This is a genomic window from Arenibacter sp. 6A1 (assembly GCF_012272855.1).
GTDB lineage: Bacteria > Bacteroidota > Bacteroidia > Flavobacteriales > Flavobacteriaceae > Arenibacter.
This window is the reverse complement of sequence record NZ_JAAXCQ010000008.1, coordinates 145,999-159,856: the sequence shown is the minus strand read 5'-3', so window position 1 is coordinate 159,856 and position 13,858 is coordinate 145,999. Positions and strand designations below refer to the sequence as shown.

General features: G+C 40.9%; 11 protein-coding genes. 6 read left to right on the top strand and 5 right to left on the bottom strand.

All coding sequences use genetic code 11. The annotated features are described in order from the left end of the window. Window positions 1-88 precede the first annotated feature (88 nt). The 3 genes from HCG49_RS09395 to HCG49_RS09385 all read right to left on the bottom strand — a co-directional run bounded on the left by HCG49_RS09395 (window position 89) and on the right by HCG49_RS09385 (window position 4,305). The gene (locus HCG49_RS09395; protein WP_168469275.1) at window positions 89-1,048 is read right to left on the bottom strand and encodes a hypothetical protein; all 960 of its coding nucleotides are present in this window, start codon (window positions 1,046-1,048) and stop codon (window positions 89-91) included. 474 nt (window positions 1,049-1,522) lie between these two features. After that, complete coding sequence (locus tag HCG49_RS09390) at window positions 1,523-2,302, bottom strand: DUF3050 domain-containing protein (protein ID WP_168469274.1); 780 nt, start codon at window positions 2,300-2,302, stop codon at window positions 1,523-1,525. A 272-nt stretch (window positions 2,303-2,574) separates the two neighbouring features. Continuing rightward, window positions 2,575-4,305: a M28 family peptidase gene (locus HCG49_RS09385; RefSeq protein ID WP_168469273.1), complete on the bottom strand. Its 1,731-nt coding sequence runs from the start codon at window positions 4,303-4,305 to the stop codon at window positions 2,575-2,577. Between the two features lie 475 nt (window positions 4,306-4,780). On the opposite strand from HCG49_RS09385, the gene HCG49_RS09380 reads away from it, so the two are divergent. After that, a complete protein-coding gene (locus HCG49_RS09380; protein ID WP_168469272.1) occupies window positions 4,781-6,073 on the top strand; it encodes an aminopeptidase P family protein in 1,293 nt (430 codons plus the stop codon). A gap of 80 nt (window positions 6,074-6,153) precedes the next feature. On the opposite strand, the gene brnQ is transcribed toward HCG49_RS09380, so the two are convergent. Further along, entirely contained in the window at window positions 6,154-7,443 is a 1,290-nt protein-coding gene (gene brnQ / locus HCG49_RS09375; protein ID WP_168469271.1) for a branched-chain amino acid transport system II carrier protein, read from the bottom strand. A 265-nt stretch (window positions 7,444-7,708) separates the two neighbouring features. Between brnQ and HCG49_RS09370 the strand changes: the two genes are divergently transcribed. After that, on the top strand, window positions 7,709-7,960 hold the full coding sequence (locus HCG49_RS09370; RefSeq protein WP_168469270.1) for a hypothetical protein: 252 nt from the start codon (window positions 7,709-7,711) through the stop codon (window positions 7,958-7,960). A gap of 7 nt (window positions 7,961-7,967) precedes the next feature. Here HCG49_RS09370 and thiL read toward each other — a convergent pair whose 3' ends face one another. Next, complete coding sequence (gene thiL / locus HCG49_RS09365; RefSeq protein ID WP_168469269.1) at window positions 7,968-9,011, bottom strand: thiamine-phosphate kinase; 1,044 nt, start codon at window positions 9,009-9,011, stop codon at window positions 7,968-7,970. Between the two features lie 231 nt (window positions 9,012-9,242). On the opposite strand from thiL, the gene HCG49_RS09360 reads away from it, so the two are divergent. The 4 genes from HCG49_RS09360 (at window position 9,243) to sufC (ending at window position 13,812) form a co-directional block, all read left to right on the top strand. Continuing rightward, entirely contained in the window at window positions 9,243-10,463 is a 1,221-nt protein-coding gene (locus tag HCG49_RS09360; RefSeq protein ID WP_168469268.1) for a choice-of-anchor B family protein, read from the top strand. 471 nt (window positions 10,464-10,934) lie between these two features. Further along, window positions 10,935-11,264, top strand: coding sequence for a HesB/IscA family protein (locus tag HCG49_RS09355; RefSeq protein WP_168469267.1), 330 nt, complete (start codon window positions 10,935-10,937; stop codon window positions 11,262-11,264). Window positions 11,265-11,410: 146 nt separating this feature from the next. Then, window positions 11,411-12,856 (top strand): Fe-S cluster assembly protein SufB, encoded by a 1,446-nt coding sequence (gene sufB, locus HCG49_RS09350; protein WP_168469266.1) that lies wholly within the window; start codon window positions 11,411-11,413, stop codon window positions 12,854-12,856. Between the two features lie 200 nt (window positions 12,857-13,056). Next, entirely contained in the window at window positions 13,057-13,812 is a 756-nt protein-coding gene (gene sufC, locus HCG49_RS09345; RefSeq protein ID WP_168469265.1) for a Fe-S cluster assembly ATPase SufC, read from the top strand. Window positions 13,813-13,858 lie beyond the last annotated feature (46 nt).

Genomic DNA, 13,858 nt, shown 5'->3' with positions numbered 1-13,858 from the left:
GGGGAGGAGTCCCTATTTTAATTAAAAAATTGAAGATAGGGAATCCTGCAAAAAGAACAAGATTCTAAAAGGATAAGGTTTAGCCTATTTATTTTTTAGGAAAGGGGGTGTTTTTGGCTTCTTGAGTTGGTTCCTGGACTGTGAAAGGTTGAAACATTTTTTTGCTTCGTGCATTTGGGACTTCTGCAATAAAAGCGTAATGCCCTGGTTCTAGGGTGGTACTAAAATACCCCGTTTTTCCCTTAGGTAGGTCGTTGACTCCCCCTAAAAAGGTAACTCCCTTTGGGGCCGGGCTCATCAATCCCTCAGGATCTGCCCAGTTCATCCAATTTTCTAAAATAGTGAGGTCGGCATTCTTATGCAAACGAACTAGGTTTACATCGTGGCCAACGAAATTTTCATGGGAGATTTGGTCTTTAAAAAACACGGAAAATACTTGTGGCCCGCTATGAATAGGGGAATCGTATTCAATGCCCTCGGTGCTCGAAATGGTGATCCTTACATTGGGGACTAAAGGTTCGCCGTCCGAAAGTTCTTGGGTTACTATAAGTTCCTTGGTCATTCCCATGGTCGAATGGAATATTCCGTTGGACATTTTTACATAACATTCCATCACGTAATATCCGGGTTCCATAAATAAGGTCGTTACACTTTGTTCCCCGGGCGATACCATAGCCGATCCTCCGGAGAAAACGACTTTAAAAAACCAAGTAGGTAAGCTGTTCAGTGTGGCAAAACCTTCGGCCGTCTTTCCCTCATTGATCAGATCCATTCCCTTTTGGAACACAGGCATTACTTCTTTTTCTGCATCTTTAATGGTTTTGTCCTCGGGGTATTTGTCCAATAAAAAGAAATGGGGTTCTTTAGATTTGTTGGTATACCGAAACGTATGCCAGCCCGATGGAATAGTATCTACCGTTTGGAAATCCATATTTTGGGTAACCACCTCTATAATATCCTTGTTTTGAAGCCGCATTTGGGCATTGTGTACTTGACTCTTGGATTTTTTACAAGCAGATAAAGAATAAAAGATGATGGGAAGTAGCATTAAAGAAAGTATAGGCCGTATACGAAGAGAGAAAAAATGAGGTCCCATAAATTATATATTAGTTAATATTAATAAGCAATAGGTTTTGATTAGGGCGATAAGGTAGCCATCCTAGTTAGACAAAAATCACATTTTGTAGATGCCGTAAGCTTGCTTTCTTTTAGGGGAGTGCTAAAGCGCCAGTTTTTAAAGAAATCAATTGCTTTGTAAAAGGCTAGTATGCTTACGGTTAGATGTTTTAAGGTACTAAAATAATTTTATATGTCCAAGTGTAAGGATGGAAGTGGAACTTTAGGAGTAGAGAAAGGGTTAATGCTCTTATTTTTCTAGGAATTATAGTCTTTGGGTAATAATGACAGCTCGCAGTAGTAGGTTGAAAATAACTTTGGGAAGTGGTCCTATGGTTTTTATCCCAACAAGGATTGTAATTGTTGGGATAAAAATTATTAGGTAGCTTTTATATGGAGGTAGCGATTATATTAAAACGTTCTTCTTTTCAATACGATCGGCAATGGCATCCCATAGGGAGATTCTTTGACGCAGCGATTCTTTGGCTACTTCTAGGGTTTCTTCCCATTTTTTAGGGTCTGTGCCGCATAGTTCAGAAATCATTTTTAGAGACAAAGGACCGTGTTCGTCCCCGTCTAACTCAATATGACGGTCTAAGTAATACTTTAATTTATTATAGCGCTTGTTGTCGGCATCGGTCTGTTTTAGAATTTCTATGAACATATCCGGAATAACATCTTCCCTTCCAAAAGTAAAGGCCGATGCAATTAAATGGGCTTTTTCAGTAGCGGTAATTGCAAAGGTGTACCGAACAAATTCCTTCACAGCCGGGGCTATGGTAATTTGATCTAAACTGTGGTTTACCTCGTTTCCAGATTCTATCAATGTTATTAAGGAATTGGCTTCTTTTGTAGAGGCGCCAATTTGTTCCATGGCTTCCAGGTACATTTCGTAATGACTCTTTGGGACCCCCAATTCGTTAATGTCACTTTCTTCCCCGTGTACAATTTCATTGATAAACCTAGCCAAGGTAGGGTTTTGTCGGGGCGTCCATGGAATAGCAACATTGGTAAGTTGTATTTGTAGGGCTTTTAAAAGCGACATAAAATCCCATACCGCAAAAACATGGTTTTCCATAAAAACCTGAATGTCTTCTATAGTCGATAATTGGGTGTATAATCTGTGGGTCTTTAGGGCTTGCCGTATATCTTTAAGCTCGTTTTCTATATGTTGAAGTTGCTGCATGTGATATGATTGTATGTTTTCTGTTGAATGTGGTTTGCTGATAAAAAAAGCTGGGCAAAATTAATCTATTAAGTGATGTATCGCCACCTTTGTCCAAAAGATTGCCCCTGTTTTTTTGATCTTTCTGGGCTATGAATACGACTTTAACCGGAAGGCTTCTTGTCTGTAAAATGATGCGTTAGGGACCGCGGCGGCATCCCCGCAGCAGGGCAAGGGATATAGCCAAGTGCCCGCCCGACGAAGGAGGGAACGCCCAAATACCACTGCAATTGCTATTTCTTCTTTTCCAATTCTGATTTAAAAAGCTTGGCCTGCATTTCTATAACGGACTGCGCCATTAGGATAGATTTCTCTAGATAGGCCGTGTTTTCTGGGGACGCCATATCCATGGTAGTGGCAATGGCTTTAAGGTACCAGTCTTCCCAAGCGTCTAAGATTTCAATTTCATTTTTGGGGCTATTGCCTGCCTTAATTGCCTTTTCACTAATTATAAATTCATTGGATAAACGGTCTAGTGCTGCTTTTTTGATAATTTCAATAATATCAACAGCGGTATAGGTGTCGCCATTTAACAAGGTGAGGGCACTAACTAGGGCGGCCGTTCCTACATTCTTTAGCGTTTCTTGCGACACCTTGTCCATACGGTCGTTATCGGTATGGTAAAATTGGTCGGTAAAATGCCAAAGCAATAATCCGGGAATGCCGGCATGTAAAAAAGGGGTGTGGTCACTACCGCCTTCAAAAGGGTTTGTATTCACTACCCATTGGGCGAAACCTGCTTGTTGCATAAAATTATACAGTATAAAATCGTTGAGGTAGTGTGGTTTCATATCTTCTAGGGCGAGTTTTTTTCCGCCCCATTCCGAGTGTTTGTCATTACCTCTGGTCCAAATGGCCGAGGGGTCGGGCATTTTTTCTATCAAGAAAGTACCGCCGGTCAATGCCGTATTTTCTCCTACCATATCTAAACTGATGCCCCATTTAATATCGGCGGCCCTTTTCGGGTCTTCCTGTATATATCTTCTGGTCGATATAATTTCATCGCCCCAAAGAAAAGTAAGGGTTCGTTGCGGGTCTATCGCGTCCTTGGCCATTAATTTGGCGGTGAGGGCTGCCATTTCTAATTGTGCTCCTACCCCAGAAGCATTGTCATTAGCGCCGGGCTCTTGTACATGCGCACTAAAAACAAGACGTTGGTCGGGGTATTCGGCGCCCAAGACTTCGGCAATAAGGGTTAGCTCCTCAGAAGGATAAATTTTAGTGTCAATAGTCACTGTGGCACTTACAGGGCCTTGGGCCAACTTGGCTTTTAAGTGTTCTTTGGCCCGATAAGAAAGCGCAATTCCCCAACGGTTTTTAGGGTGATGGGGGAGGGACCTAAATTGTATGGAGGTGCTGTTCTTTTCGGGTTGTAAATATGAAGGGTTGTCATAACTGAATATTCCAATAGCTCCTTTTTCAAGCACCCCTTCCAAATAAATATCCCTTGCCTGGCGTTCCGTAAAGATTATTTTTCCCTTAACATTTGTAGTTTTGAGGTCTTCCTTGTCCTTTATATATACTACCTCGGCAGTACTCCCTGTTTTTGGGGTGGATACGGAGTTGATATATACCATATTGCGGTTGCTGTTGAACGATAGTAGTGGGGCATCCTCGTCGCCAAGAATCCGGAGGGTGGCAGATACAGGTTCCCAAGTAGACTTTTGTAAAGCTCTTTTTTCGATGCGGTAGCGCAACCGATCATTTTTATCGGCCTTATCTTCCAAAACATACCCGGCAGCTTCTAGTTCTGCCGCTATTTTATAGATGCTCTTATTAAACCCCTCGTTGCCTACCACTCGCCAAAATTGCGCTACATAAGCGGTGGTTTCTAAAGCCTTTTCTCCTGTATAGTGGTCGCGGACAAGGTTAAAATAATCATCGGTTTTCCCGGTAGCTTCTTTTTGTTGGGCACATCCCAGGGTTGTAGTAGCAAGTACAAGGAGCAGAATATAATGGCGCATGGTTTACAGTTTGGACAGAGTGTTACTAATGCTTGAAATTTTCTTCAAAGATAGCATTCAAAATGCACCTTAAGGAAGTATTTGGTGGCTCTTTTTTAAGATTGAGGGATTAGAGGTGCGGGCAGATTCTGGCATAAAATTTTTAGCTTTTATGAAACGGGCATGACCGAAAACTGGTCGCAAAGATGAATTCAGCTATGTTTATTACCTAGCACCCTTAGAAACAATAAATAAGGAGGTTAAAAGAGAATTATTTGATTTTAAAAAAAGAAGGCCTAGGAACGTGAAGGGGAATTCTTAGGAAATGATTATGAGTTAAAATGTGTGAAGCACTTATGATTTCTTAAATTTGCTAGGACAAAAAATAAAAGCTGCAATAGTCTCAGTAGGTATTCTTTATGGGGATTCTTGCGGGCGACTGCGAAATGGCGTAATGCAGCCTCTTTTTAATCTTAAAAACAACAAAAATATAGCTATGAAGTACGAGCAAATAGATCAGAATTTGTTTATAAAAAACCGCAAAAAGTTTATGGCCCAGATGAAGCCGAACAGTATTGCGGTCTTTAATTCTAACGATATTTATCCTATCGGGGCAGATAGTACCATGCCTTTTGAACAGAACAGGGATCTTTTTTATTTATCAGGAGCCGACCAGGAAGAAACTATTCTATTGTTGTTTCCGGATGCCCACGATAAAAAGCACCGTGAAGTTCTTTTCGTGCGCGAAACCAATGCCCATATCGCTGTTTGGGAGGGAGCTAAATTAACCAAGGAGAAAGCCACTGAAGTATCGGGGATTGCCTCTATCTACTGGTTGACCGATTTTGACAAGGTCTTTTTTGATCTTATGACCGAGGCCGAGACAGTATACTTTAATACCAATGAGCACTACCGTCAGGCGGTAGAGACCCAAACAAGGGAAGACCGCTTTATAATTAAATGTAAGCAAGATTACCCTGCCCACAAATGGGAGAAGAGCAATCCTATCTTACAAGATATCAGGGGTGTAAAAGAGCCAGAAGAAATAGCCTTGATGCAAACTGCCTGTAACATTACCGAAAAAGGATTTAGACGTTTATTGAGCTTTGTAAAGCCAGGGGTTTGGGAGCATGAGATTGAGGCCGAATTGTTGCACGAGTTTATCCGTAACAGATCTAAGGGATTTGCATATACCCCAATCATAGCCTCTGGAAACAACGCCAACGTATTACATTATGTAGAGAATAACCGCGAGTGTAAGGATGGGGATATGTTATTGATGGATGTTGCGGCAGAATACGCCAACTATTCTAGTGATTTAACCCGTACCATTCCCGTAAACGGAAGGTTTACCCCTCGTCAAAAAGAGGTATACAATGCTGTTCTTAGAGTAAAGGACGAGGCTACCAGTATGTTAGTGCCAGGAACTATTTGGGCAGATTTCCATAAAGAAGTTGGTAAGATAATGACTTCTGAACTATTAGGTTTGGGACTGTTGGACAAGGCCGATGTTCAGAACGAGGATAAAAACTGGCCAGCCTATAAAAAGTACTTCATGCACGGTACCAGTCACCATATAGGATTGAATACCCACGATTACGGAGCCTTAAAAACACCAATGAAGGCCAATATGGTCTTTACCGTAGAACCGGGAATCTATATCCCTGAGGAGAATATGGGGATCCGCTTAGAAGATGATGTAGTGATTCAGGAAACCGGAGCTCCTTTTAACCTGATGGGGAATATTCCTATTACCGTAGAGGAAATTGAAGCATTGATGAATGCCTAGGCATTCTTAGCTTGCCCAACGGCAGCAACATATATGAAAAGAGCTGGTCCGTACCAGCTCTTTTTTTTTGTGCTTGTTTTTTAATTAGTGGTAGACCGGCGGCCGTGAAAATAGTTCGCTGCCACAAAACTTATAAGGGCCGGTAATACCCAGCCCAAACTGTATTCGCTAAAAGGAATCAAGCCAAGTATAGCATTTCCTTCTGTCCCTAACGAAACTCCAATACTTGCTAAAAAGTCGGGGATACTAAAAAGGATGCAGACGAAGATTACTGTCCTAAAAACCAAGGAGGAACCATATTTTTCGGGCACTACATTCAATAGGATAAGTACTATGGTAATGGGGTAAATAAACATTAAAGCGGGTAGGGCAATCGTTATAATATACGCCACATTAAACTGTCCTATAACTATCCCTAAAAGACAGCCAACCATGGCAGTAATGATATACGCTTTTTGGGAATTGTGAAACCTATCCTTTATAAAGTCCGATGTCCCCGTAACAATACCTACAGCTGTCGTAAAACAGGCAAGGCTTACCAAAAGACTGAGTAAGAGGTTGGCAGTACTGCCAAGGCTTATTTGGCTTATCCCTTTTAATAGTTCGGTTCTGCTGGCATCATCATCAAAGTGGTGGTGCAATACCGATCCGGAAAAAATGAGTCCAGTATAGATTAAAAACAAGGCCAAACCAGCTAACCAGCCTGCCGTAGCAATGAGCTTTTTCTTATCGTGGTAGGTGGCATTGTTGTTTTTCTGATTGATAGAAATGATGATCACTCCACCAACGACAATAGCTGCTATAGCGTCAAAAGTTTGGTACCCTTCCAAAATACCGGCACTGAGCGGACTGGGGAATGAGGCGTTGCCAAAGCTAAAATCGAGTCCAAATAAAGTGATGCCTATGATTAGAAGTAAAATGATAATGATGGCCGGAGTCAGAATCTTGCCTAGGATATCCAGGATTTTTGATCTGTTGATGGCAAAAATAAAGACTAGGGAAAAATATAGGATACTTGTAAGTAGGGAAGAAGTAGTAAAATAAGGTTGTATGGCTATTTCATGGGTTACCGAGGCTGTCCTGGGCGAAGGGAGGGCTATGGCAATACCATATATAAGTAAGGAGTATATTAGGCTAAAATCAGGAGACACCTTCTTTCCAAAGTCATAGATAGTGCCTTGTAGTTTGGCATGGGCCAATATCCCTAATATGGGCACCAATACTGCAGAAAGACAAAAGCCAATGGCTACCAACCACCAAGCATGGCCAGATTGGAATCCTAGAAAAGGGGGTAAAATTAAATTTCCTGCCCCAAAAAACAGGGAAAATAGGGCAAAGGTGGTCACCAGGGTTTCTTTCGATTTTAGCATTTATATCGCTTTTTGGATCTAAGATTGCCTATAAAACACCCTCTAGAATCTATGCTTGTTGACGCTAAAACCGGTTTTTTATCGAAAAAACCGATTTTTAACATTAATAATCCCATAAAAAACAGGTGGTATTCAATAAAACAAGCTTGTAGCCGTTAGAGTATTGAAAGTATTAAAGAATTAATGCTTTTTAGTTTTTAATTTTAACGTTAATTTTTGCATATTAGAGGCCCAAACTAATTTTTGCATTTAAAAATCTTGACCTATGAAAAATCTATTATCAATTTTCGGTTCAAAATTCAATGCGCTCTGCTGCGGTATTCTAGGACACCATTTTGCTGTTTCTAAGAGAGTGACAAATCACATTAAAGAATATCAATGTGTGCATTGCAAAAAGCAAGTTACCACCGATGTCAGTGGTAACCTATCTGCCCTAACTCCAGAAAAGCGGGATATCAATAACACCTTGGAAGATATTTATCAAAGAAGGCATAAAGAATCCCAGCAAGTAGCCTAATGAATTCTTAGGAAAATGAGTTCCATCCCTGTGCCGTGATCGGAATTTTAGAATTGTTACGAGCCACTAAATGTGCTCCTTCATTCTTATCGGTCATATGTCCTATTACGGTCAAATTTGGATTGCCTTTAATTTTTAAGAAATCTTTTTGATCTATGGTGAAGAGCAACTCGTAATCTTCTCCTCCGCTTAGTGCCACCAAGGTGCTGTCTATATTAAACTCCTCACAAGCAGCTATCACGGTTGGATCTAAAGGTATTTTATCCTCGTATAAATTACAGCCCACCTGACTTTCTTCGCATAGATGTAGAATTTCCGAAGAAAGCCCGTCACTAATATCGATCATAGATGTAGGTTGTACTTCCAAGGATTTCAACAGCTCTTTAATATCCCTTCTCGCCTCTGGTTTTAATTGTCGTTCTACCACATAGGTGTAGGCCGATAAATCTGGTTGACTGTTTGGGTTCACCTTAAAGACTTCTTTCTCTCTTTCTAAGACTTGCAGGCCACAATATGCAGCGCCTAAATCGCCGGTAACTACCAATAGGTCGTTGGGCTTGGCACCGTTTCTGTAGGCGAGCTCCTCGTCTTTGGCCTCTCCAATGGCGGTAATGCTAATGAGCATGCCTTTGGTAGAAGTGGTGGTGTCTCCGCCAACCAAATCTACTTTGTAAATTTCTGCAGCCAAGGCCACCCCGCTATAAAACTCCTCTATGGCTTCGAGGGGAAACCTATTGGAAATGGCTATGGAAACCGTTATTTGGGTAGCCGTAGCATTCATGGCGTAGATATCCGATAAATTTACCATGACGGCTTTATAGCCTAAATGTTTTAACGGCATATAGCCGAGGTCAAAATGCACCCCTTCTATCAATAAATCCGTAGAAACTACAGCCTTATTATCTTTGAAATCGAGTACAGCGGCATCATCACCGATACCTTTGATAGTGGATTTTTGCTGTAGGGTGAAATCTTTGGTAAGATGCTTTATCAATCCAAATTCTCCCAACTGCTCCAGCTTTGTCTTTTGTGGGTTTTTATCTTCTAACATGCGGCAAATTTAAGTAGGATATTTTTATGTTGTATCTTTATGAATCGATAAACCTAAAATTGTCGGTTGTCATTATTCTTATTTTTTAAAATTGTTCCTCCCAATCCCTGGATCTTATCCAGCTAATAAATTTTTAACCAACCTGTAAACCAAGGTAAAGGCAGGCTTTATCTTGATGATTGATGAATCTTGCCTTTAAAGTGTATTTGTTTCATTTTAAATTGGTTGGTTATGAAAAAGCTATGGGTTTTTACAGTTTTAATGGTTTTGGTATTTGGATGTTCCAAGGATTCGAATACAGATCTCCTAATAGTGAATCCGCCGGCAGAAAATGTGGTTCCTTGTGAAAATGGGATGGCGGATATTTATCCTTGCAATGGGTATGACCTGCTGGGCAAATTGTCTTTGACGGAAATGGATGCTACTTCGGCGAATGATATTTGGGGGTGGACTGATAGTGAGAGCAATAGAGAGTATGCTTTGGTTGGGTTAAACAATGGGGTGGCCTTTGTAGATATTACCGAGGCCGGTAAAGTAGTGTATTTAGGAAAATTGCCCTCGGCTACAGGAGCCAGTTCGGCCCGAGATATCAAGGTCTACAAAAACCATGCTTTTGTCGTGGCCGAAACTTCGGGTCATGGGATGCAGGTTTTTGATCTGACGAAATTGGGCACGTCTGGTACAACACCGCAGGTGTTTTCGGCCGATACCCGGTATACGGGCTTTGGGAACAGCCACAATTTGCACATAAACGAAACAACGGGCTTTGCCTATGCCGTAGGAACGGCCAGGGACGATGCCTTTAACGGCGGAGTTCATTTTATAAACATTCAAGATCCTAAAAATCCTGTCGGCATTGGTGGGTACGGAGGAGGGGGCTATTGCCATGACGCGCAAGTGGTTGTTTACAATGGTCCCGATACGGATTATAGTGGCAAGGAAATTTTGTTTGGGGCAAATGAAGATAAAGTTGTCATTGTAGACGTAACCGATAAAGATAATCCTGTCGGAATAGCATCGTTCGCTTATCCAGATTTGGGGTACACTCACCAAGGGTGGTTGACCGAGGATCACCGTTATTTTTTATTGGGCGATGAAGCCGACGAGTCAAGATTTGGATACAATACCCGAACCCTGATCTTTGATTTTTCAGATCTCGATGCCCCTGTATTACACCATACCTTCCTGGGAAAAACTAGGGCGGTAGATCACAATGGATATGTCTTGGGCAAGGAGTTTTTTTTGGCCAATTATGCAGCTGGCATGCGGGTGCTCAACATCGCAGGAATAGCGCAGAAAGATATAACCGAACAAGGGTATTTTGATACCTATACAGCAGACAATTCCCCGGGGGGTAAAGGGGCGTGGACGGTATATCCGTATTTTAAAAGTAAGAAGATCATTATCAATGATATTAATTCTGGCCTATTTATCGTAAAAAAATCAGAATAGATCCGTTAGGGAACCGCGCGATCAGCACCTTTTTTGTTACAAAAAGGTGCTTCTTAGGTTGTTGGGGTATCTCCTTAAAGTGCTTTTTAGTTTCTAAAGGAGGTCATCATTGTACTTTTGTTAAAAAAATAAACCATTGAAAATGAGGTAGGTGGAAGGACACTCTAAAGGAGGAAAATATACGGGGAGAGGGCTTAAAGACTGACTTAATCAAATAAAGGAAGCGGCGGTAATAGGCAGCGGACCACGTCTTGTAGGTGTCCCAGAACGGGCTTTTAAAAGACCGTTTCCCTTTGGGGGAAAACCGATAAAAAAAAGGCTTAAAATTGGCCCTCTAAAAGCGGCCCTTCCCTTTTATTTTTGTGATAGAAAAGGCTGATAGTGCTATGCGTTAGAATAATGTTAGGAAGTATGGTAAAACCCTATATAAGTACTATCTTTGTAATCTATTTAGATTAAATCCAATTAAGTATGATTAAAGTATCTGATATAGCCAAGCAAAAGGTCATATCTCTTATGGCAGAGGGAGGCTTCGATGCTAGCAAGGATTATGTGCGAGTAGGGGTAAAAAGCGGCGGTTGTAGCGGCTTGTCCTATGAGCTCGATTTTGACAACAAAGCATTGGAGTCCGATAAAATATTTGAAGATAATGCAGTACGGATCGTAGTCGATAAAAAGAGCTTTCTGTATTTAGTGGGTACTGTCTTGGAATATTCTGGCGGACTTAATGGCAAGGGGTTTGTATTTAATAACCCAAATGCACAGAGAACCTGCGGTTGTGGGGAAAGTTTTTCATTATAGACCAAATTGACTTTTTTAGAAAGGAAAAGGTTTGTAAAGAATAAGATCCCAAGGGGTCTACGAGTAAATTTAGAAAAAGAGTAAAATAAACATATCTCCTTACCCTAAAACAGTAAAGGGGACAGGAGTTAAAAGGGGGCTGATTTATGGCATACACAGAGGAAGAATTAAAGAAAGAACTAGAGACCAAAGAGTATGAGTATGGTTTTTATACTGATATTGAGTCGGATACGTTTCCCAATGGTTTGAACGAAGAGGTTGTAATTGCAATTTCTAAAAAGAAGGAAGAACCAGAATGGATGACGGAATGGCGTTTGGAAGCTTTTCGCATATGGAAAGAAATGGAAGAGCCGGAGTGGGCAAATGTAACTTACGACAAACCCGATTTTCAGGCTATTTCCTACTATTCCGCACCGAACAAAAAACCAAAGTACGATAGTCTCGATGAGGTAGATCCAGAATTGTTGGACACCTTTAAAAGACTGGGGATTTCTTTGGACGAACAAAAGAAATTGGCAGGTGTGGCCGTAGATATCGTAATGGATTCTGTGTCCGTCGCCACCACTTTTAAAAAGACCTTGGGAGAAAAAGGGATTATTTTCTGCTCTATCTCCGAAGCGATCAGAGAACATCCGGAACTGGTAAGGAAACATTTAGGAACCGTAGTGCCACAGAAAGACAACTTTTATGCGGCCTTGAACTCTGCGGTATTCTCCGATGGTTCGTTCTGTTATATCCCTAAAGGAGTACGTTGCCCTATGGAGCTGTCTACCTATTTTAGGATTAACCAAGCAGGAACCGGACAGTTCGAAAGAACCCTTGTAGTTGCCGATGAAGGTAGTTATGTGAGTTACTTGGAAGGCTGTACCGCACCTTCAAGAGATGAAAATCAATTGCATGCCGCAGTAGTAGAATTGATCGCCTTGGATGATGCTGAAATAAAATATTCTACCGTTCAAAACTGGTTCCCAGGGAATAAAGAAGGTAAAGGAGGGGTTTTTAACTTTGTGACCAAAAGAGGAATCTGTGAGAAGAACGCAAAAATTTCTTGGACACAAGTAGAGACCGGTTCAGCAGTAACATGGAAGTATCCTTCTTGTATATTGAAAGGAGACAATTCTATTGGAGAGTTTTATTCTATCGCCGTAACAAATAACTTTCAACAAGCAGATACGGGAACTAAAATGATCCACCTAGGGAAGAATACCAGAAGTACCATTATTTCTAAAGGTATTTCTGCAGGGAAATCCCAAAACAGTTATAGAGGTTTGGTACAGGTAGGGAGTAGGGCTGCGAATGCCAGAAACTTTTCACAGTGCGATTCCCTATTAATGGGGAACGAATGCGGAGCACATACCTTCCCATACATCGAAGCAAAGAACAGTACGGCACAAATAGAACACGAGGCCACTACCAGTAAGATTGGAGAAGACCAGATTTTCTATTGTAACCAAAGAGGAATCGATACCGAAAAGGCTATTGCGTTAATTGTAAACGGTTTTAGTAAGGAAGTATTGAACAAATTGCCAATGGAATTTGCGGTAGAAGCCCAAAAATTATTGGAGATCAGTTTGGAAGGTTCCGTTGGATAATAAAAAGTAATGATCGGGGACATTCCCCGATAAAAACAGTAGGCCTAAACAGTCCCTGTTTTTAATTACCATGTAGTGAAGTCATATCCCAAAGGCAATGTCTAAGGAACGAAACAATGAGTGCTTCGCTACATCAGAAAGAAGATTTTAAAAAATTGCCGAAGGCACCCAATTATTAGAATAAACAGAATTTAGAAAAGATGCTGAAAATTAACAACTTACACGCAAGGGTAGAAGATAAGGAAATTTTAAAGGGTATAAACCTAACGGTAAATGCAGGAGAGGTACATGCTATAATGGGGCCAAACGGTTCTGGAAAAAGTACTTTAGCTTCTGTAATTGCTGGTAAAGAAGATTTTGAGGTTACAGAAGGAGAAGTGATATTGGATGAGGAGAACCTAGAAGATGTTTCTCCTGAAGACAGAGCACATAAAGGTGTTTTCCTTTCCTTTCAATACCCAGTAGAGATTCCTGGAGTATCGGTGACCAATTTTATGAAAACTGCGATCAACGAATCTAGAAAAGCTAAGGGATTGGAAGATATGCCGGCAAAAGATATGTTGAAATTGATCCGTGAAAAATCGGAATTGCTAGAAATCGATAGAAAATTCTTGTCCCGTTCCCTAAATGAAGGGTTTTCAGGAGGTGAGAAAAAACGTAACGAGATATTCCAAATGGCTATGTTAGAGCCTAAATTGGCTATTTTGGACGAAACCGATTCTGGTTTGGATATCGATGCCTTGCGCGTTGTAGCCAACGGGGTTAATAAACTAAAAACAAAGGATAATGCGGTAATCGTTATTACGCACTACCAACGTTTGTTAGAATATATCGTTCCAGATTTTATTCACGTATTGCACGATGGAAAAATCGTAAAGTCAGGCACCAAGGAATTGGCGTTGGAATTGGAAGAAAAAGGATATGATTGGTTAAAAAATGAGGCCGTAGTTAAGTAATTAACAAGCCGTCTTGTGTTGTGCTAAATATGCAAATAAAAGCAGG